This is a genomic window from Alterotamlana spongicola (genome assembly GCF_035818475.1).
In the GTDB taxonomy this organism is placed as follows: Bacteria; Bacteroidota; Bacteroidia; order Flavobacteriales; family Flavobacteriaceae; genus Cognatitamlana.
The window spans coordinates 327,675-348,936 of record NZ_JAYMGV010000001.1 but is presented as its reverse complement, the minus strand read 5'-3'; the positions used below and the strand labels follow the sequence as shown (position 1 = coordinate 348,936).

Sequence of the window (21,262 nt, the reverse complement as noted above, 5' to 3'; positions counted from 1 at the left end):
ATTATTGTTGTGCTTTAAAGGCCTTTAATTTTTCAATAAGTTCAGGAACTACCTGAAAAGCATCTCCAACCACGCCATAATCGGCAGCTTTAAAGAAGGGGGCTTCAGCGTCTGTGTTGATGACTACTTTCACTTTTGAGGCACTAACACCGGCTAAATGCTGAATGGCTCCTGAAATACCTATGGCAATATATAAATTTGAAGCTACGGGCTTACCGGTTTGTCCTACATGTTCTCCATGAGGCCTCCAGCCTAAATCAGATACTGGCTTAGAGCACGCTGTTGCTGCTCCCAGAACATCAGCCAATTCTTCAATCATGCCCCAGTTTTCAGGTCCTTTTAAACCTCTTCCGCCGGAGACTACTATTTCTGCATCGGCAATAGTTACTTTATCAGTGGCTTTATCTACAGATTCAACCGTTACACCCAGTTCAGGAATTGAAGGCGAAAAATCTTCTGTGGTAGCGCTACCAGTATTCTCAATCAACCCAAAAGCGTTGCTGGAAACTCCCAGAATTTTCACTTCTGTGTTTATTTGTGTTAACTCAAATGCTTTGTTGGTGAATGCATTACGTTTTACTGTAAACGGACTGATATTGATTGGTGCTGCTATTACATTTGAAACGTATCCGGCATTTAAACCAACGGCTAAAAGTGGTGCTAAATATTTGCTGTTTGCGCTTGAACTTAAAACCACTACTTGGGCATTTTCACTTTCTGCTGCCTGTTTAATGGTTTGAGCATAGGCGTTAGCATTAAAATTATCAAGTGCTGTATTTTTGACGTTTAATACTTTGTCTACACCATAATTTCCTAAAGGCGTTGTATCATTTGCATTTATGGTAATGGCGGTAACGGTTGTACCTAATTGGTCAGCAACTGCTTTGGCATAAGAAGCTGCTTCAAAAGCTGCTTTTTTAAATGTGCCTTGTTCTGATTCTGTATATACTAAAATGGACATAAAATTTTTTTTAGATCTTTTCCCGATTTTGTTTCAGGAACGTATTAATGATTTCTGAATAGTTATAAATACTCTGAATTTATTTCAGAGTATTTTAGCAAACTAAATCACTTTAGCTTCATTATGAAGTAAGTTTACTAATTCGTCTAAATTGTCAGGAGAAACCAGTGTCACTGCACCTTTTGGAGCTGGTTTTTCAAATGAAACTGATGTAGTTTCTGCATCAGTACTTACAGGTTCTGCAATCGTTAAAGGTTTTTTACGGGCCATCATTATTCCTCTCATATTAGGAATTCGTAAATCACTTTCTTCAACAAGTCCTTTTTGCCCTCCAATAACTAATGGCAAGGATGAGGAAACGGTTTCTTTACCACCGTCAATTTCTCTTATTGCTGTTACGGAAGTCCCGTCAATTTCAAGGCCAATACAATTGTTTACAAAGTTAGCTCCGGTTAAACCGGCAATCATACCGGGAACCATACCGCCATTGTAATCAATAGATTCTCTGCCGGCAATAACCAAATCATAGCCCCCTTCATTAATTATGTTTGCCAGTTGTTTGGCCACAGAAAATCCATCAGTAGCGATGGTGTTAACTCTAATGGCTGCGTCTGCACCAATAGCTAAGGCTTTACGAAGCGTAGGCTCAGTTTCCGTCCCGCCCACATTTACCACAGTAATACTGGCGCCTTGCTTTTCCTTAAGCCACATGGCACGAGTTAAGCCAAATTCATCATTTGGATTTATAACAAATTGTACGCCGTTAGTGTCAAATTTGGAATGGTCTTCTGTGAAGTTAATCTTAGAGGTGGTGTCCGGTACATGACTTATACACACTAATATTTTCATCTGTTTATATATTAAAATATCTTGTTTTTTCTAGGTTACGAAGTTAATTATTTTATTCCGAATATTTACTATGCATGCATAGTAAATATTAAAAAAGCATTAATTTGTATCTGATAACTTCAATATAGAGAAGTGTTATTATATCTTCATTTATAGTGAGCAATTTCTATGAACTTAATAAAAATTATTTTCAAGATAACTTTACTATTAGATTTTATGGTATAGTATTATCAATAATTCCTATTTTTGCTATTCGAATTAAAATAGATTTAATGAAGACAATTCAATTTAGAGAAGCTATTTGTGAAGCCATGAGTGAAGAAATGCGCAGAGATGAAAGCGTTTACTTAATGGGTGAAGAAGTAGCGGAATATAATGGTGCTTATAAAGCATCAAAAGGGATGTTAGATGAATTTGGGGCTAAACGTGTTATAGATACGCCAATTGCCGAATTAGGTTTTGCTGGTATTGCTATAGGTTCTACTATGACGGGTAATAGGCCAATAGTTGAATACATGACTTTTAACTTCTCTTTGGTTGGGATTGATCAGATTATAAATAACGCGGCCAAAATCAGACAGATGTCCGGTGGTCAGTTTAAATGCCCTATTGTATTTCGTGGACCTACAGCGTCTGCAGGCCAGTTAGGGGCTACGCACTCACAGGCGTTTGAAAATTGGTTTGCTAATACACCCGGATTAAAAGTTGTAGTGCCTTCAAACCCTTATGATGCCAAGGGCTTGCTAAAAGCGGCAATTCGTGATGATGATCCGGTTATTTTTATGGAAAGCGAGCAGATGTACGGCGATAAAGGTGAAGTGCCTGAAGGCGAATATATTTTGCCTATAGGTGTTGCAGATATTAAGCGTGAAGGAACAGATGTTACCATAGTATCTTTTGGAAAAATAATTAAAGAAGCATATAAAGCGGCAGATGAATTAGAAAAAGAAGGGATTTCGTGTGAAATAATAGATTTGCGAACCGTTCGTCCAATGGATAGAAAAGCTATTGTTGAATCTGTTAAGAAAACAAATAGACTAGTTATATTAGAAGAAGCCTGGCCTTTTGGAAATGTATCAACCGAAATTACTTATTTAGTACAATCTGAAGCTTTTGATTATTTAGATGCACCGATTGTGAAAATAAATACAGCTGATACTCCTGCGCCATATTCACCTGTTTTATTAGAAGAATGGTTGCCCAATAGCGATGATGTTATTAAAGCAGTAAAAAAGGTAATGTATAAATAAATCATAACTTTTTACGTTATATAAACTTCATCAGCAGTTTTGCTGGTGAAGTTTTTTGTATTATGAATATAAAATCACTTAGTATCCTTTTCCTTTTTGGAGTTTTTTCTTCATTAGCACAAACCAAAGTTAGCGGTTATGTTTTTGATGAATATAATGACCCCGTATCATTCGCCAATGTAGTATTTAGCGGGTCTACAGAAGGAACTATTACAAATGAAGATGGAAGGTTTTATTTAGAATCTGATGAAAGCTGGGAGGCTTTAACAGTGTCTTTTATTGGTTACGAAACTTTAAATATCCCATTAAATAAAAAAGTAAACTATAATTTAAAGTTTACGCTTAAAGAAGCGGCAGCTCAATTAAATGAAGTAGTTATCATTTCCGGTAAACAACCTAAAAAAAATAATCCGGCTATTGATTTACTTAGAAAAATTTGGGCTCATAAGCGTAGTAATGGTTTAAAGCAATTTAAGCAATATCAATATGATAAATACGAAAAGGTAGAGTTTGATATTAATACCATTGACAGCGCTCTTATTAAAAGTAGGTTGTTTAAAGGTATGGAGTTTGTTTTTGATGAAATAGACACCTCAAGAGTTACTGGTAAAACCTATTTGCCAATGTTTATAAATGAAGCGGCTTCAAAGGTTTATGGAGATAATACAACTAATAAAATCAAAGAGGTTTTAAAAGGGAATAAAAATTCAGGATTTAGTGATAATCAGGTGATTATTGATTTTGTAAATGACCTGTATTCTGATTTTAATGTGTATGATAATTACCTTAAGTTTTTTGATAAAAGTTTTGTAAGCCCGCTTTCAAGAACCGGAATCAGTACTTATAATTATGTGTTATCTGATAGTGCATTTATAGACAATAAATGGTGCTATAATATTATTTATTATCCAAGACGTAAAAATGAATTGACCTTTAAAGGTGATTTTTGGGTGGCTGATACTACTTACGCTATTAAGGATATTAATCTGCAAGCGTCAAAAAGTGCTAATATAAACTGGGTTAAAGAGGTTTATATTGAGCAGGAGTTTGAGGTGTTAAACGATTCTTTGTTTTTGGTGAAGCGTGATTATATGATGTCTGATTTTGCTTTTAATAAAAAGGAGAAGTCCCGCGGTATTTATGGCAAGCGGACTACTTTATACAATAATTATGAGTTTGACATAGAAAAAGAAAAAAAATTCTATGATAAAGAAGTCAGTAATTATGACCAGGATATCTATGACAGGGATGAAGCGTTTTGGGAAGAGAATCGCTTGGAAGAACTAAATAAAGATGAACAAGGGGTCTATAAAATGTTAGATACCTTAAAGACCGTAAAGAAGTTTAAGCGCTTATATAACCTGGGTAGCATTTTGTCTTCAGGATACATTGAATTCAATACTTTGCCATTAGACTATGGTCCTATTTTTTCAACAATTGGTTTTAATGAGGTAGAAGGCTGGCGATTAAGAACGGGAGGCCGTACTTATTTTGGAAGGAATGACCTATGGCGTATTGAGGGGTTTTTAGCTTATGGATTTAGAGACAATAAATTTAAATACGGTATCTCAGGAAAATGGTTGATAGATAAGAAAAACCGAATTATCATTTCTGGAGGAAACCGTAGAGATGTAGAACAAATAGGAGCGAGTTTAACCAATTCTACGGATGTTTTGGGTAGAAGTTTTGCGTCTTCGGGAGTTTTTACTACAGCTGCAAATGATAAGCTCACCAATATTAATTTAACCACTTTAGCTTTTGAAATAGAACCCGTAAAGAACTTGATTTTTAGATTAGGTGGGAGTTATAGAACCTTAGAATCTGCGTCATCAACCTTTAGCCTGGATTATTTTGACCCCAGTTCTCCAACCGGTATTTCTTCAAGGATTAAACAATATGAAACGGCATTATCATTATCCTTTTTTCCTAAACGAAAAATGACAGGATATGGTGTAGAACGTTTAACGGCTAATGATGATTTTGCACAACTTTTTGCCCAGGTAAGTAAAGGGCATGAAGGAGAACAGAGTAATGACTTTGATTATACCAAATTGCAGTTTAGATATTTACAGCCCTGGCAAATAGGAGGATTTGGAAGGTTGTATACCACTCTTGAAACCGGTAAAACCTTTGGAACGGTACCTTTAGGTTTATTAAGTGTGATACCAGGGAACCAGAGTTACTTTTCTATTTATAATACATTTTCCCAGCTTGATTTTTATGAATTTGTAACAGATACTTATGCGTCATTACATATAGAGCACAATTTTAACGGACGCTTATTTTCCAGAATCCCTTTACTTAAAAAGTTTAATTTAAGAGGTATTGTTGGAGTACGAGGTGTTTTAGGGGGTGTGTCTCAGGATAACAGGGACATCAATGCCTCTGGTTTAATTTATAAAGCCCCTGTCAGCAAACCATACTATGAGTATAGTTTTGGTGTTGGGAATATTTTTAAGGTGTTTAGAATAGATTTTAACTTTAGAGGGAACTATCTGAACAAGTTAGAAAACCCTGATGCCAGAAAATTTGGAGTTACGGGATCTTTTGGATTTTATTTTTAAGAAAGTGTTCGTTTAACGGGTTTGTATATGAAAAGTAGCGGATTTTATAGACTAACTTTTCGGTTTGGTACTAACAATAAATTTATCAAAATCACTTTGGATTAAGCACTTAAACAGCTATTTTTTATATACGTTGTTGTACGTTCGTGCTTTTATTTATTTCCTAATTCTTTTAATTTTTCTAAAAGTTTATAAACAGTCGAACTAGGATTTTTGGATTCGATTAAATCTTTAGCTCTTTTTATAGCATCATCAATTTTGGTGGTCAGTTTATCTTTTAGTTTCTTATCAATTACACCTTTTTTGTATGTCTTATTTCTATTTTTTAATTCTTTATAAAAGTATGCACTGTCATTATTTGCTTTATGATTTTTGTAATGAAGAAGGAACCATAATTCAATACAAGGATTGGATAAAAGCAAAATGCCATCATTAATTTTTTTTAATCTATCTACGATTTCAGGTACGTCCAAATCATACATTAAATAATTGATATCCTTTTCGTGAGTTGGTTTATCTTTTTTATAATTTTCAATGTATTTTGAAGTTATATTGTTTCCACCAATTTTAGGATGAATTTGAATTGAAGATAATCTAAAAAAAGATTTTAACATATTTATATATGCTTCTTCAGTATCTCCTTCACAAAACACAAATAGTGTTGGATTAATCTTTTTACCTTTTGATTTTCTTCTATTCCTAGCCATTTATTCACTTATGATAGATTTGAGGTTTTTTATTGAATCATCAATGATTGGAATAGAGTCAAATCTTCCTTGTAAATAAGCTTTTTCTAAATCCATTGTATCTCTAAAATCACTATAATCGTATAAAGAATACAGGTCAGAACAGCCATCGATTGTTTTATTCACAAACCAAATTTGGTCTTTTCTAAACTTATTTAAGTCTAGTAGATTCGTATTATGGGTTGAAAATATTAATTGTGCTTTGTCACTCGCATTAAATAGTTTAATTATATAGTCTACTATTTTTGGGTGCAGACTATCTTCAATTTCATCAACAAGCAGAGTTTTATTATTTCTCAATATGTCAAGAATTGTGAGTAACATGAAGAATAATTTTTTTGTGCCATCAGACTCTTCTGTTATAAAATCAAATGCTGTATTTGGTGAGTAACGATGATATGTTTTTAGTTCAATGCTTTCAAGTTCATCATCTTCAAGGTATGCTTCTTGAGTGTCTATGTTTGCTCTTATTTTTTTGCTTTTTTCTTTTATTACTCTATGTTTGAAATCCACAATATCACTATCAGCCATTTGTAACCCTTTTAGTAAATGTTCCTTGTGCATCTTGATTAGTACATTCACGTTACTTATGCTATAGCTAGAATGTCTCCTTATGAACATACTGTGAAAAAAATGGAAGATTTTCTTTGGAATTTCTCTATCCATTTGGCTTGCTCTTGACACAAATAGAGTTTTGTTTGATGTGCTTTCAGCAACATCAAAAGGTCTTTTGATTACTGATGTTCCAAAAGAGTACTTATCTCTTTTACTTTTTCCTGCTTTTTCATCTCGAACAAAGATTTTAGCTTTTCTACCTTTAGGATAATAATAAAGGCTTTCTGTTAATATTTCATTCCGAGCTAATGAAAATGAGTATTTATATTCAATCCCTTCATGTACAAATCGAATGAAGAAATGACTTGGTTTGTTATTATAACCATTAAATTTAAATGGCTTGAAATTGAAAATTGAATTTTCGTTATGCTTATGAGAATCATAAACCATTGCAATACAAAATCTGATGGCTTTAATGATGTTTGATTTTCCAGAGGCATTTGCACCATAAAGTGCAACAGTTTTTAGTACTTCAATATCTTCGTATTGAAAAAGGTTGTCTTTTAAGTCACGTGATTTTTCAGTATTAATATTGCCAGCTCTTAAGTCTAAAATAACCTCGTCTCGAATTGAGAAAAAATTGCTTAACTTTATTTCCAATATCATTTTAAGTGATTTATTCGCAAAATTTTTACAAATATAGGTATTAAAGTTGAATTAAATTGCGATTTAACTAAAATTTAGGTGTGTTTCAGCATGACGTACAATACAAAGATAAAGTGTCGTTTCAATGCACTTTATCGATTTCGATTGTTAAACGAATTTAGTTGAATTTTTTTTACAAAGTCAAGAAGCTGTAAATTGATTGCAAGCAAAAAAAATGCCTTATGAGCTGTTTCATAAGGCATTTGTATTAAATGTGGATTGTATAATGGCTAAACAACGCCCATTGTGTGCTGTGACCTTATTGGTTTGTTGGAACCCTTGAATGTTGTCGCGGGCGCCATTGTCTACACCCAGTAAACGGACATCTCCTTCTGTTCAGTTTTTACCTTATCCCTGAAATCATAAATAATTCAACTTATATATGACCTAAAGCTCAAAAGCTTCTTTTACTTTGTCGACATAATCTAATTTTTCCCAGGTGAATAATTCCACGTCTAGGGTTTTAGTTTGGCCGTTTGGCTGAGAAAATGTTTTACTTACGGTTTGGTTTTTACGCCCCATATGTCCGTAAGCAGCAGTTTCACTATACATAGGTGATCGCAATTTTAGTCGTTCCTCAATAGCAAACGGACGCATATCAAAGATTTTAGATACCTTTTCTGCAATTTCGCCATCAGTCATATTAAAAGGACAAGTGCCATAGGTATCAATAAAAATCCCCATAGGTTCAACAACTCCAATGGCGTAGCTTACCTGCACTAAAACTTCATCAGCAACACCAGCCGCAACCAGATTTTTAGCAATATGTCTGGTAGCGTAGGCTGCACTTCTGTCAACTTTACTCGGGTCTTTTCCGGAGAAAGCCCCTCCACCATGAGCACCTTTTCCACCATAGGTGTCTACAATAATTTTGCGACCAGTTAACCCAGTATCTCCATGTGGGCCACCAATAACAAATTTCCCGGTTGGATTAATATGGTATTTAATATCGTCATTAAACAGTTTTTGAATGTTTTCAGGTAATTTAGAGATCACACGGGGAATCAATATCTCTACAATATCTTTTCTGATTTGATTTAACATGGTGTCATCATCAGCAAAATCATCATGCTGAGTAGATACAACAATAGCTTCAATACGCTGTGGTATATTGTCGTCACTGTACTCAATAGTAACCTGACTTTTAGAGTCCGGCCTCAAATAAGTAATGTCTTTATCTTCTCGTCGTAATTCAGCAAGTTCTTTTAGCATAAGATGAGACAGGTCTAAGGCCAGTGGCATAAAGTTTTCAGTTTCATTGGTAGCATAACCAAACATCATACCTTGGTCTCCAGCTCCCTGTTCTTCTTTACTACCCCGGTCTACCCCCTGGTTAATATCATCAGATTGTTCGTGAATTGCTGAAAGTACGCCGCAGGAATTTCCATCAAACATGTATTCTCCTTTGGTATACCCAATTTTATTTATGGTATCTCGTGCTATTTTTTGTACATCTAAATAGGTTGTAGATTTTACCTCACCGGCAAGAACAACCTGACCGGTAGTAACCAAAGTTTCACAAGCTACTTTTGACTCTTTGTCAAAAGCTAAAAAATTATCGATTAAAGCATCACTAATTTGATCAGCCACTTTGTCCGGATGTCCTTCAGAAACACTTTCTGAAGTGAATAAATAAGCCATCTTTTGTTTTTTGTTGATAAGATTTGACGATAGCGTCAAAGGAAGTTTACACTGCCTTTAGCATTTTTGTTTTATGTTAAATCAAACTTAACATAAAGAGGTTGCAATCAGTCAAATCTTTCCTCTATTAATTGTGGATGCAAAAATAAAGAATAAAAAGAATATGGGCATTTGTTTTTTTTCTTTTTAAGAAAAATTTTGTGGTTAATTATAAATTTTAAATATTTGCGGTATATATGAAGAAACAAGTATTAAATATCATCTCTATTATTGTCATTGTGATTATTTCACAAGGATAGGGAATGGTATAATATAATTTAAATAAATTAAAAAAAGCCTTCCCGTAACGGAAGGCTTTTTTAATGCATTATTTTTTCATTTTTGAACATCATAAAAATATGTGTTTAAATTGCTGAAATATAGTTCTTTATGTTATTTTTTGTTATCGTGAATTTAACTATAAATCATAAAGGTTAATGACTAAAAGAGGGTAATAAATTATTTTCGAAACTTATTTTAAGGAATTTGTGTTAAAACCCTTAAATCTGTTAAAAGAATAGATCATAATAGTACAAATTATAAAATTATTTGCAATAAATATGAAACAACTTAATAAATATAGTAGAAGGCTAACTCAAGATGAATCTCAGCCAGCATCTCAAGCCATGTTGTACGCTGTAGGTTTTTCAGATGAGGATATGAACAAAGCTCAAGTGGGGATTGCCAGCACGGGTTATGATGGAAACCCATGTAATATGCATTTAAATGGTATAGCAGGTGAGGTAAAGGTAGAATGCAATATAGCTGGTCTAGTTGGTTTAGGCTTTAATACTATTGGTGTTAGTGATGGTATTTCAATGGGGACTTCTGGAATGAACTATTCTTTAGCTTCTCGTGATATTATAGCAGATTCTATTGAAACAGTTATGAATGCCCAGAGTTATGACGCCCTTATTTCTGTTGTAGGTTGTGATAAAAATATGCCGGGAGCTGTAATTGCTATGTTGCGTTTAAACCGCCCGTCTATTATGATGTATGGAGGTACTATCGCATCAGGAAACTATAAAGGGAGAAAATTAAATATTGTTTCAGCTTTTGAAGCTTTAGGTCAAAAAGTAGCAGGTGAAATTGACGAAGATGAATATAGAGAGATTATAAAAAAGGCCATTCCAGGAGCAGGAGCTTGTGGGGGAATGTATACAGCTAATACTATGGCTTCAGCTATAGAATGTATGGGTTTTTCATTGCCTTATAATTCTTCTATTCCTGCTGAGAATCCAAATAAATTATCTGAAAGTGAAAGAACGGCAAGGGCGATTAAAAATCTTTTAGAGTTAGATTTAAAACCATTAGATATTATTTCTAAAAAATCTATTGAAAATGCTATTGCACTTGTAAATGCATTAGGAGGATCCACAAATGCGGTATTACATTTTTTAGCTATTGCACATGCAGCAGACATAGAGTTTACATTAGAAGACTTTCAACGTGTTAGTGACAGAACACCTTTAATAGGAGATTTAAAACCTAGCGGAAAATATTTAATGGAAGATGTGCATGGTGTTGGAGGAACTCCGGCAGTTATGAAATATCTATTGGATAATGGGTATTTACATGGTGATTGCTTAACAGTAACAGGAAAAACTTTGGCTGAAAATTTAAAAGGTGTTGAGCCTCTTAAGTTTGAAAATGATCAAGATGTTATTTATCCAAAAGATAAAGCTTTAAAATCTTCAGGGAACCTGCAAATCCTTTATGGAAACTTAGCGGCTGAAGGTGCTGTGGCAAAAATATCAGGAAATGAAGGATTGTTATTTGAAGGTAAGGCTGTTGTTTATGATGGAGAGCAAGCTGCAAATACAGGTATTTCTAATGGAGAGGTAGAAAAAGGTGATGTTGTAGTTATCCGTTATGTAGGACCAAAAGGAGGGCCGGGAATGCCGGAAATGTTGAAACCAACTTCTTTGATAATGGGAGCAGGTTTAGGAAAATCTGTAGCTTTAATTACAGATGGCCGTTTTTCCGGAGGAACACATGGATTTGTTGTGGGGCATATTACACCAGAAGCACAATCAGGAGGCACTATAGGATTATTGAAAACTGGAGATAAAATTAGAATTAACGCAGAAGATAATTCTATTAACGTGTTACTTTCTGATGAAGAATTAGCCGAAAGAAAAGCACAATGGATAGCGCCGGAATTAAAACATAAAAAAGGAATATTATATAAATATGCAAAATCAGTAGCATCCGCATCAAAAGGGTGTGTAACTGACGCATTTTAATAGATTTTTTTCATTTCTGTGTAAATGGAAATCTCAAAATATTGAGAACTATGAAAACACAAACGATAAATAAAACACAAGTGGCAGAAGAAACACAGCGTATAACGGGTAGTGAAGCTATTATAAAATGCTTAATTGCTGAAGACGTAGACATACTTTATGGATATCCAGGAGGTGCTATTATGCCTGTCTATGATGAGTTATTCAAGTTTCAGGATCAGATACATCATGTACTAACACGCCACGAACAAGGAGCAGCTCACGCTGCTCAAGGGTATGCAAGAATTTCAGGAAAAGTAGGAGTTGCTATGGCTACCTCAGGGCCTGGAGCAACAAACTTGATTACAGGAATTGCAGATGCACAAATAGACTCTACACCATTGGTTTGTATTACAGGGCAAGTACCTTCTCATTTATTGGGGAGTGATGCTTTTCAAGAAACTGATATTGTTGGTATTTCTACACCAGTAACCAAATGGAATTGCCAGGTAACAAAATCTGAAGATATTCCTGAAGCATTGGCTAAAGCTTTTTATATAGCTAAAAGTGGTAGGCCGGGACCTGTATTGGTAGATATTACTAAAGATGCTCAATTTGGCGAATTGGATTTTAAATATGAGAAATGCCAGGGTGTTAGAAGTTACAACCCGGTGCCAAAAACAGAGCAAAGAGCTATTGATGCTGCTGCCGAATTAATTAACAATGCTAAAAAACCGTTTATTGTTTGGGGGCAGGGTGTCATCTTAGGAGAAGCTGAAGCTGAATTAAAAGCCGTTATAGAAAAGGCAGGAATTCCTTCTGCATGGACCATTTTAGGAGCTTCTGCGTTACCTACCTCACATCCTTTAAATGTAGGTATGGTAGGAATGCATGGTAACTATGCGCCCAACCTTAAAACTAATGAGTGTGATGTGCTTATTGCAATAGGAATGCGTTTTGATGACCGTGTTACGGGTGATTTAAACACTTATGCAAAACAGGCAAAAATTATTCATTTTGATATTGATCCCGCTGAGATTGACAAAAATGTAAAAACGGATGTTGCTGTATTAGGAAATTCTAAGGAGAGTTTGGCCATGTTAGAACAAGCTTTAAATGAAAATTCTCATGAAGCATGGTTACAAGAATTTAAAGATTTATATGCCATAGAGTTTGAATCGGTTATTAAGAATGATATTGATCCTACTAAAGAAGGGTTAACAATGGGAGAGGTGTTAAAGCAGATAAATATTGAAAGTAAAGGTAATGCAGCCATTGTTTCAGATGTTGGCCAACATCAAATGATTGCCTGTCGTTATGCAGACTTCAATGTAACAAAAAGTAATATTACATCCGGAGGTTTAGGAACCATGGGATTTGCGCTTCCTGCTGCTATTGGAGCTAAAATGGCAGCCCCAGAAAGAGAAGTGGTTGCTATTATAGGCGATGGTGGATATCAAATGAATATTCAGGAATTGGGAACCATCTTCCAACAAAAAGTGCCGGTTAAAATTGTAGTGTTGAATAATGAATTCTTAGGAATGGTACGTCAATGGCAACAATTGTTCTTTGATAAGCGTTATGCCTCAACAGAAATGACAAACCCGGATTTTGTGACCATAGCAAAGGGCTATCATATTGATGCAAAAAGAGTAACAAAACGTGAAGAACTGGCAGAGGCTGTTAAAGAAATGATTGCTTCTAAAAACTCTTATTTTTTAGAGGTTTGTGTTGAGAAAGAAGATAATGTATTTCCAATGATTCCTTCTGGAGCATCAGTTTCAGATGTACGTTTAAGCTAAATTTAGAGAACATATGAATGAAGATATAAAAACATTTACAATTTCTGTTTATACCGAAAATAACATCGGTTTACTCAATCGTATATCAGCTATTTTTCAACGCAGACATATTAATATTGAAAGCTTAACAACATCACAATCTGAAATTGACGGTGTAAATCGTTTTGTTATAGTTGTGAATATGACTCAAACAAACGCAGGAAAAATAGTAAAGCAAATAGAGAAACAGGTTGAAACTATAAAGGCTTACTATCATACAAATGAAGAGACTATTTTTACAGAATCTTGTATGTTCAAAATAAAATCAGATTTATTATTTAATGAGCCTCAAATTCAAAATATAATTAAAGAAAGTAATACTAGGATAGTTACTGTAAATAAAGAGTTTTTTGTGCTTGAAAAATCAGGAAGAAGACATGAAATTGAATCTTTAAGGCGTGATTTAAATGTGTTTGGTATTATGCAATTTGTGCGTTCTGGTAGAATTGCAGTGACTAAAGAAGAAATGAAAATAACTGAATTGCTTACGGCATTCAATAACCAATAATAATAATTAAATTAAAATGGGAAATTATTTTAACACATTATCGTTAAGAGATAAATTAAATCAATTATCGAAGTGTAGATTTATGGACGCTTCTGAGTTTGCGGACGGAGTAAATGCTTTAAAAGGTAAAAAAGTAGTTATCGTAGGATGCGGTGCGCAAGGATTAAACCAAGGTTTGAACATGAGAGATTCTGGTTTAGATATTTCTTATGCATTACGTGATGCTGCCATTGCAGAAAAACGAGCGTCTTTTGTTAATGCTACTGAAAACGGATTTACTGTTGGTACTTACCAGGAGTTAATTCCAATAGCAGATTTGGTGTTAAATTTAACACCTGATAAACAACATACAAATGCAGTAAATGCAGTTATGCCTTTAATGAAAAAGGGAGCAACATTATCTTATTCTCACGGTTTTAACATTGTTGAAGAAGGGATGCAAATTCGTGAAGATTTAACAGTAATCATGGTGGCACCTAAGTCTCCAGGTTCTGAGGTTCGTGAGGAATATAAGCGTGGTTTTGGTGTGCCAACACTAATTGCTGTACATGAAGAAAATGATCCGGAAGGAAAAGGTTGGGCACAAGCTAAAGCCTATGCTGTAGCAACCGGAGGAGATAGAGCAGGGGTGTTAGCGTCTTCTTTTATAGCAGAGGTTAAGTCTGATTTAATGGGAGAACAAACTATTCTTTGTGGATTATTACAAACAGGTTCTATTCTTTGTTTTGATAAAATGGTAGAGGAAGGTATTGATCCGGGATATGCCTCAAAATTAATTCAGTATGGCTGGGAAACAGTAACTGAAGGGCTTAAATACGGTGGTGTTACTAATATGATGGACCGTTTATCTAACACAGCAAAGATTAAAGCATTTGAACTGTCAGAAGAATTAAAAGATATTATGCGTCCGTTATTCCAAAAACATATGGACGATATTATTGAAGGGCGTTTTTCTGCAGGTATGATGGCAGACTGGGCAAATGACGATAAAGATTTATTAGGATGGAGAGCGGCAACAGCAGAAACGGCTTTTGAAAAAACTCCGGCCGGAGATGTTGAAATCACTGAGCAAGAATACTATGATAATGGTGTGTTAATGGTAGCGTTAGTTCGTGCAGGCGTTGAATTAGCATTTGAGGCTATGACAGATTCTGGTATTATTGATGCTTCAGCTTATTATGAGTCTTTACATGAAACACCGCTTATTGCTAATACCATTGCAAGAAAGAAATTATATGAAATGAACCGTGTTATTTCAGATACTGCAGAATACGGGTGTTATTTATTTGACCATGCCTGTAAACCGTTGTTAGCAGATTTTATGAAAACGGTTAGTACAGATGTTATAGGTAAGCCTTTTGCAAAAGACAACGGAGAAGGTGTTGATAATGCTAAACTGATTGAAATTAATCGAGTTTTAAGAGCACATCCTGTTGAAAAAGTAGGAGCATTTTTAAGATCATCTATGACGGCTATGAAGCCCATAGTTTAAAACCATAATTTATGGATAGGGAAAACAAAATATATTTTCCTAAAATAAATGATATAAAAGTAGCTGCCGATACTATTAAAAATGTATCGGCAGTTACGCCTTTAAGCCCTAGCTTGAGGCATTCAAAACAATTTGATGCAAATATCTTTTTTAAGCGCGAAGATCTTCAACAAGTTCGTTCTTATAAAATTAGAGGAGCTTATAATAAGATTAGCTCACTGTCTCAACAACAATCATCTCATGGTGTAGTGTGTGCCAGTGCCGGAAACCATGCCCAGGGTGTTGCCCTATCCTGTAAATTACTGAAAATTAAGGGAACCATATATATGCCTGCTCCAACCCCAAATCAAAAAGTAGAGCAGGTTAAAATGTTTGGAGAGACATGTATTGAAATTAAGTTAATTGGAGATACGTTTGATGATGCCTATCATGCAGCCATGCTGGAATGTGATGAGCTTGGTAAAACTTTTATTCATCCTTTTGATGATGAAAAAGTAATTGAAGGACAAGCTACAATTGGTTTAGAAATTATAAAGCAATCCAATCATCCCATTGATTATGTTTTTATCCCCGTTGGCGGAGGTGGTTTAGCTGCGGGTTTGTCAACTGTTTTTAAAGAATTGTCCCCAAAGACAAAAATAATAGGTGTTGAGCCGGAAGGCGCACCTTCTATGGCTACAGCAATCAAAAACAACAAAAATACTACTTTAGAGGTCATAGAGAAATTTATTGACGGTGCCGCAGTAAAACGTGTTGGCGATTTAAATTTTGACATATGTAAAACGCATCTTGATGATATGCAATTGGTTCCGGAAGGTAAAGTTTGTGAAACTATTTTAGAACTTTATAATAAAGATGCTATAGTCGTTGAACCTGCAGGAGCTTTGAGTATTTCTGCTCTGGATTTTTATGCCGAAAAAATTAAAGGTAAAAATGTAGTTTGTGTTGTAAGCGGGAGTAATAATGATATTACCCGAACACCAGAAATTAAAGAACGTGCGCTCTTATATGCTAATTTAAAGCATTATTTTATTATTAACTTCCCACAGCGGGCAGGTGCTCTAAAAGAGTTTGTTGTTGATATTTTAGGAGAGAACGATGACATTACTTACTTTCAATATGCTAAAAAAACAAATCGGGAAAATGGTTCTGCTGTAGTTGGAGTTCAATTAAAATCCCCCTCAGATTTAGATCCTTTAATCTGTAAAATGAAAGCTCATAACTTTTATGGAGACTACTTAAATGACAAGCCAGATTTGTTTCAATTTTTGGTTTAAGTAGGTATTGAATTTGTCAAATTATACCTAAAAACCCGAAATCGTTTTCGTTTCAATCTCTTTAGATTTGAGAGTAATCTGCATTATTTTTAGGTTTAATTTCTTTACTTTGAATTGAATGATTTTAGCCTTAATAATTTATAGAGATATAATTATTAATGACTTATCTAAAAATAAACGCTATGAAACAAACATTTAAAGAAGTTCCGGAAGCCTATAAAATAGATGCTTTGCTGCATCAAAAAACGTATTTGGTCAATGGAGAATTAAGAGACTGGGAAGGAGAATCAACAGAAGTGTATTCTACTATATCATCAACTTCAGAATATAAACATACGCTTTTAGGCACTATTCCGCAGTTAGGAGAAAAAGAAGCGTTAGAGGCTCTTAACTCTGCTACATCTGCCTATGATAATGGTAAGGGGTTATGGCCAACCATGAAAGTTGCTGATAGAATTGCCTGCATGGAAACTTTTGTTGAACAAATGAAAACCAAACGTGAGGAAGTTGTGAAGTTACTCATGTGGGAAATAGGCAAGAACTTACCAGATTCAGAAAAAGAATTTGATAGAACAGTAGACTATATTTATGATACTATTGAGGCCTATAAGCAAATAGATAGAGACTCTGCAAAGTTTGAAAAAAGCTCTGGAGTTTATGCGCATATCCGCCGTGGACCATTGGGAGTTGTATTATGTTTAGGCCCTTATAATTATCCGCTTAACGAAACATTTACTTTATTGATTCCTGCATTGATTATGGGAAACCCTGTAATATTCAAACCGGCAAAACTGGGTGTGTTACTTATTTCTCCATTATTAGAGGCATTTCAAAGCAGTTTCCCGGAAGGTGTTGTAAATATTGTTTATGGTCGTGGTAGAGTTTTGGCAACACCTATAATGCAGTCAGGTAAAATTGATGTTTTAGCGTTAATAGGAAATAGTAAGTCGGCCAATGCGTTGCAAGCTCAGCACCCAAAGGGGAACAGGCTGCGTATGGTGTTAGGTCTGGAGGCTAAAAACCCGGCTATTGTATTGCCTGATGCCGATTTAGATTTAGCTGTTGAAGAATGTATAGCAGGAACCCTGTCTTTTAATGGACAGCGGTGTACGGCACTTAAAGTGTTATATGTTCATGAGTCTGTAGTAGAGGAGTTTAACAGACGATTGGCGTTTAAAGTAGATCAGCTTAAATTTGGAAACCCTTGGGAAGAAGGCGTTAAATTAACACCGTTACCAGAGCAGGATAAACCAGCTTATATTCAGGAATTAATTGATGATGCTACAGAAAAAGGGGCAAACGTATTGAATAAAAAAGGCGGAGAGACCAGTGAGAATTTTATATTTCCGGCTGTTTTATACCCGGTAGCTAAAGCTATGCGTGTATTTAAAGAAGAACAATTTGGGCCGGTAATCCCTGTGGTTTCTTTTTCAGATATAGAAGAACCTTTAGATGATATGGCTGAGTCTAATTACGGCCAGCAAGTCAGTTTGTTTGGTAAAAATGTTCATACACTATCCCCCTTAATTGATACTTTAGTTAATTTAGTATGCCGGGTTAATTTAAATAGTTCATGTCAACGTGGTCCGGATGTATATCCTTTTACAGGCAGAAAAGATTCTGCCTTTGGAACATTAAGTGTCCATGATGCCTTGCGTTCATTTTCAATACGAACCTTTGTGGCTTCAAAAGACAATGAATATAATAATACTATTTTAACTGAATTACTAGAAAAGAAGACATCCAATTTTATAAGTACAGATTATATTTTATAGTTTAAAAACATAAGCATTTATTGCCTTTAGGTATTACTGATGTAACTATAAATAATTAAGTACAATTCTTTTCATTGAAAAAAACTGTACGCTTGTGTTGGTTTATATTAATATATTTGATTCCATATATAAAGTCTAATATTTAATAAAGTACTAAAATGAAAACACTAAAACTTATATTACTTTCAATTGTTTCTTGTGCAATGCTTTCTAGTTGTGGCGGTAAAGAAAAAAAGAAACAAGACGGATTCTCTTATGAGAAAAAGTCTGAAGAAGTTAAGGAAGTTAAAAGCAATGCCAATGATATTGTTATTACCGGAAATGATGCCATGCAGTTTAACAAGAAAGAAATTAAAGTTAAAGCTGGTGAAAAGGTAAAAATTACACTAAGGCACGTTGGTAAGATGGACAAGAATGTTATGGGGCATAATTTTGTTCTTTTAAAGGCAGGGGTAGATTTAATAGCGTTTGGAACCAAAGCAGCCACAGCAAAGGAAACAGAATATATTCCTGAAGGAGGTGCTGATGTTATTGCTTATACAAAGCTGATTGGCCGAGGAGAAACAGCCGTTGTTGAGTTTGAAGCTCCTGAAGCAGGAACATATGATTTTTTATGTAGTTTTCCAGGACATTATGCCTTGATGAAAGGAAAATTTATTGTGGAATAACTTAAGAAATAAATACTGTTATAGAAATATAGGTAATAAAAAGCCTGAAGTTTTAAGCTTCAGGCTTTTTTATTTAAAACAATATAATTAGTTGATAAAACACTGTTTATTTTTAATAAAAGTATCAAGTATGATTTTTTTCAGTGAATAAAACTGTACAAGGATGTCATGTTATATAATTATATTTGGTTTTGTTGTAGATGGTATTAAAAGAATGAAGTTAATTTTTTATTTCAAGTAAAAACTTTAGAAGCTATTATTTATGAAAATCAAACTTTTATTAATTGTTGTGTTTTTTGGATTTAATCTATTTGCGCAAGAGCAAATAGAACTTAATAGTCTCAATGATTTTAAAGACCAAGCTGGGAATTGGCAAATTGTTGGAGAGGTTAAGGTTAACCGAAATATAGATGTGCATGATATTGAAGAGCATGATCGTGGTGACAAGCTCAGAAAAAGAAAAAGGAGAAAGAAAAAGATAGAGATACCAACCCCTATTTCCTTTAAACCAGGTGTTGGGATTCTTTTAAATATTAATGATAAAGAAAAAAACGATGCCTTAGTTACTAATTGGGAGCACGGTGATTTGTTACTTGAGCTGGAAGTACTTCTGCCAAAAGGATCTAATTCTGGTATTTATTTTCAAGGAAGGTATGAGTTGCAACTAAAGGATAGTTGGGGAATTAAAAACCCATTGGGTTCAGATATGGGAGGTTTTCACAATAACTGGGAGAAAGACCCTGATAAAATATTTAGAGGTATTCCACCAACAAGTAATGCTTCAAAAGCACCAGGATTATGGCAAAAATATAAAGTGCATTTTCAAGCGCCAAAGTTTAATGATTTAGGAGAAAAAATTTCAAACGCCAAATTTATATCTGTCGAATTAAATGGTGTTCGTATTCATAGCAATGTTGAATTGCCAACTTATACAGGAGGCCCTATTGAAAAAAATGAAGTGAAAAAAGGACCTTTATTGATTCAAGGAAATCATGGCCCGGTGGCTATTCGAAATTTTAAATATCAATTATTAAAAGAATCTTCAATTGAGTTATCCTCACTGGAGTATATAACTTATAAAGGCCCTTTTAATGGGGTAGATGAATTAAACGATTGGTCTAAAGCTGTTACAAAAAAGGCCGATAGGATAGATATTTTAAGCACTGGAGAAGAAGATGAATATGGTATTGTATATATAGGGGCTTTAGATGTTAAAGAAGAAGATAATTATACCATAAGTGTTGGCTATACCGGAGGAGTTAAATTGATTATTGATAACAAAAAACTTATAGAAAATAATTCTTCTAGTGATCAAGGCCTATTAAAGAAAGAGGTGAAATTATCAAAAGGAAATCATGAATTTACTTTAATTAATATTAAATCCGCAGCATGGAGAGCTCCAAAATTAGGGATGTCAATTAAAAGTAAGTCTACCAATTCAAAAGATTTTCATACTTATGACTCATACCCTCCAAGAGTGAATTCTATAACTCCAATTTTTGTAAATACAGAAGCAACCCCTAGACTATTAAGAGCCTTTGTTGCTTTTAAAGGAAATGGAAAAAGACTTTCTCATACTATTGGAGTAGCAATGCCAACAGGATTAAACTATGTATATGATTTAAATTCGGCAAATGTAGTTGGTGTTTGGAGAGGTGATTTTGTTGATGCTACACCAATGTGGCATAATAGAGGCGATGGTTCATTTAATCCCCGAGGAGCTGTTCAATGGACATTTTTAAATCAGTCTATAGCAAAGTTAGAAACTGCAAATAGTGCATTTCCTGAGACCGGGCTAGCGCCAGAGTTTGTTTCAAAAGGCTATGTAATAGACAAAGAAAGTAGCTTACCCATTTTTAAGCACAATTATAAGGGCGTTTCAATTGAAAATAAGTTAACTTCAAATAAGAGTGATACATATTTAGTAAGAGAGGTTAATTTTTCTAAAGCAGGGTTAATTGATTGGTATATGAAAATTGCATCAGGAAAAATAGAAAAGAATATTGATGGTTCCTATACCATTGGAGATCGGGAGTATTATATAAATATTCTTTCAGGGCAAACTCCAATTATTAGAGAGGTCAATGGAGAAATGGAATTGGTTTTGGCTGTTGACGGGAGTCTTGTTAAATATGAAATAATTTGGTAAGTAATAAATTTAGATGT

The 21,262-nt window shown here is 34.3% G+C and carries 15 protein-coding genes; 10 read left to right on the top strand and 5 right to left on the bottom strand.

Annotated elements, in window-relative coordinates; translation table 11 throughout:
- Window position 1: 1 nt before the first annotated feature.
- A complete protein-coding gene (locus tag VOI54_RS01540; protein ID WP_326280966.1) occupies window positions 2-961 on the bottom strand; it encodes an electron transfer flavoprotein subunit alpha/FixB family protein in 960 nt (319 codons plus the stop codon).
- 102 nt (window positions 962-1,063) lie between these two features.
- Window positions 1,064-1,810, bottom strand: coding sequence for an electron transfer flavoprotein subunit beta/FixA family protein (locus VOI54_RS01535; RefSeq protein ID WP_326280965.1), 747 nt, complete (start codon window positions 1,808-1,810; stop codon window positions 1,064-1,066).
- Between the two features lie 272 nt (window positions 1,811-2,082).
- Here VOI54_RS01535 and VOI54_RS01530 point away from each other — a divergent pair, with 272 nt between their 5' ends.
- Both VOI54_RS01530 and VOI54_RS01525 read left to right on the top strand, forming a co-directional pair.
- On the top strand, window positions 2,083-3,060 hold the full coding sequence (locus tag VOI54_RS01530) for a pyruvate dehydrogenase complex E1 component subunit beta (RefSeq protein WP_326280964.1): 978 nt from the start codon (window positions 2,083-2,085) through the stop codon (window positions 3,058-3,060).
- Between the two features lie 62 nt (window positions 3,061-3,122).
- The gene (locus VOI54_RS01525) at window positions 3,123-5,624 is read left to right on the top strand and encodes a DUF5686 and carboxypeptidase-like regulatory domain-containing protein (RefSeq protein WP_326280963.1); all 2,502 of its coding nucleotides are present in this window, start codon (window positions 3,123-3,125) and stop codon (window positions 5,622-5,624) included.
- A 152-nt stretch (window positions 5,625-5,776) separates the two neighbouring features.
- On the opposite strand, the gene VOI54_RS01520 is transcribed toward VOI54_RS01525, so the two are convergent.
- From VOI54_RS01520 to metK, 3 genes are all read right to left on the bottom strand, one after another.
- Window positions 5,777-6,331, bottom strand: a complete 555-nt coding sequence (locus VOI54_RS01520; protein WP_326280962.1) for an RloB family protein — start codon at window positions 6,329-6,331, stop codon at window positions 5,777-5,779.
- On the bottom strand, window positions 6,332-7,591 hold the full coding sequence (locus VOI54_RS01515; protein ID WP_326280961.1) for an AAA family ATPase: 1,260 nt from the start codon (window positions 7,589-7,591) through the stop codon (window positions 6,332-6,334). It lies immediately after the preceding gene.
- Between the two features lie 426 nt (window positions 7,592-8,017).
- The gene (gene metK, locus VOI54_RS01510) at window positions 8,018-9,271 is read right to left on the bottom strand and encodes a methionine adenosyltransferase (protein ID WP_326280960.1); all 1,254 of its coding nucleotides are present in this window, start codon (window positions 9,269-9,271) and stop codon (window positions 8,018-8,020) included.
- A gap of 599 nt (window positions 9,272-9,870) precedes the next feature.
- Here metK and ilvD point away from each other — a divergent pair.
- From ilvD to VOI54_RS01470, 8 genes are all read left to right on the top strand, one after another.
- Window positions 9,871-11,556, top strand: a complete 1,686-nt coding sequence (gene ilvD, locus VOI54_RS01505) for a dihydroxy-acid dehydratase (RefSeq protein ID WP_326280959.1) — start codon at window positions 9,871-9,873, stop codon at window positions 11,554-11,556.
- A gap of 50 nt (window positions 11,557-11,606) precedes the next feature.
- Window positions 11,607-13,337, top strand: a complete 1,731-nt coding sequence (ilvB, locus tag VOI54_RS01500) for a biosynthetic-type acetolactate synthase large subunit (protein WP_326280958.1) — start codon at window positions 11,607-11,609, stop codon at window positions 13,335-13,337.
- Between the two features lie 13 nt (window positions 13,338-13,350).
- Window positions 13,351-13,884, top strand: a complete 534-nt coding sequence (ilvN, locus tag VOI54_RS01495; RefSeq protein ID WP_326280957.1) for an acetolactate synthase small subunit — start codon at window positions 13,351-13,353, stop codon at window positions 13,882-13,884.
- 16 nt (window positions 13,885-13,900) lie between these two features.
- Window positions 13,901-15,376, top strand: a complete 1,476-nt coding sequence (ilvC, locus tag VOI54_RS01490; RefSeq protein ID WP_326280956.1) for a ketol-acid reductoisomerase — start codon at window positions 13,901-13,903, stop codon at window positions 15,374-15,376.
- Window positions 15,377-15,387: 11 nt separating this feature from the next.
- Window positions 15,388-16,653, top strand: coding sequence for a threonine ammonia-lyase IlvA (gene ilvA / locus VOI54_RS01485; RefSeq protein ID WP_326280955.1), 1,266 nt, complete (start codon window positions 15,388-15,390; stop codon window positions 16,651-16,653).
- A 182-nt stretch (window positions 16,654-16,835) separates the two neighbouring features.
- On the top strand, window positions 16,836-18,428 hold the full coding sequence (locus tag VOI54_RS01480; protein WP_326280954.1) for an NADP-dependent glyceraldehyde-3-phosphate dehydrogenase: 1,593 nt from the start codon (window positions 16,836-16,838) through the stop codon (window positions 18,426-18,428).
- A 158-nt stretch (window positions 18,429-18,586) separates the two neighbouring features.
- Window positions 18,587-19,096 (top strand): azurin, encoded by a 510-nt coding sequence (gene azu / locus VOI54_RS01475; protein ID WP_326280953.1) that lies wholly within the window; start codon window positions 18,587-18,589, stop codon window positions 19,094-19,096.
- A gap of 262 nt (window positions 19,097-19,358) precedes the next feature.
- Complete coding sequence (locus VOI54_RS01470; protein ID WP_326280952.1) at window positions 19,359-21,245, top strand: 3-keto-alpha-glucoside-1,2-lyase-like domain-containing protein; 1,887 nt, start codon at window positions 19,359-19,361, stop codon at window positions 21,243-21,245.
- Window positions 21,246-21,262 lie beyond the last annotated feature (17 nt).

Bases quoted from the DNA above. Each gene is read 5' to 3' on its own strand.
- VOI54_RS01515 (WP_326280961.1), bottom strand. From the start codon at position 7,591: ATGATATTGGAAATAAAGTTAAGCAATTTTTTCTCAATTCGAGACGAG.
- ilvB (WP_326280958.1), top strand. From the start codon at position 11,607: ATGAAAACACAAACGATAAATAAAACACAAGTGGCAGAAGAAACACAG.
- VOI54_RS01525 (WP_326280963.1), top strand. From the start codon at position 3,123: ATGAATATAAAATCACTTAGTATCCTTTTCCTTTTTGGAGTTTTTTCT.
- azu (WP_326280953.1), top strand. From the start codon at position 18,587: ATGAAAACACTAAAACTTATATTACTTTCAATTGTTTCTTGTGCAATG.
- VOI54_RS01535 (WP_326280965.1), bottom strand. From the start codon at position 1,810: ATGAAAATATTAGTGTGTATAAGTCATGTACCGGACACCACCTCTAAG.
- VOI54_RS01480 (WP_326280954.1), top strand. From the start codon at position 16,836: ATGAAACAAACATTTAAAGAAGTTCCGGAAGCCTATAAAATAGATGCT.
- VOI54_RS01470 (WP_326280952.1), top strand. From the start codon at position 19,359: ATGAAAATCAAACTTTTATTAATTGTTGTGTTTTTTGGATTTAATCTA.
- VOI54_RS01540 (WP_326280966.1), bottom strand. From the start codon at position 961: ATGTCCATTTTAGTATATACAGAATCAGAACAAGGCACATTTAAAAAA.
- VOI54_RS01520 (WP_326280962.1), bottom strand. From the start codon at position 6,331: ATGGCTAGGAATAGAAGAAAATCAAAAGGTAAAAAGATTAATCCAACA.
- ilvA (WP_326280955.1), top strand. From the start codon at position 15,388: ATGGATAGGGAAAACAAAATATATTTTCCTAAAATAAATGATATAAAA.
- ilvD (WP_326280959.1), top strand. From the start codon at position 9,871: ATGAAACAACTTAATAAATATAGTAGAAGGCTAACTCAAGATGAATCT.
- metK (WP_326280960.1), bottom strand. From the start codon at position 9,271: ATGGCTTATTTATTCACTTCAGAAAGTGTTTCTGAAGGACATCCGGAC.
- ilvC (WP_326280956.1), top strand. From the start codon at position 13,901: ATGGGAAATTATTTTAACACATTATCGTTAAGAGATAAATTAAATCAA.
- ilvN (WP_326280957.1), top strand. From the start codon at position 13,351: ATGAATGAAGATATAAAAACATTTACAATTTCTGTTTATACCGAAAAT.
- VOI54_RS01530 (WP_326280964.1), top strand. From the start codon at position 2,083: ATGAAGACAATTCAATTTAGAGAAGCTATTTGTGAAGCCATGAGTGAA.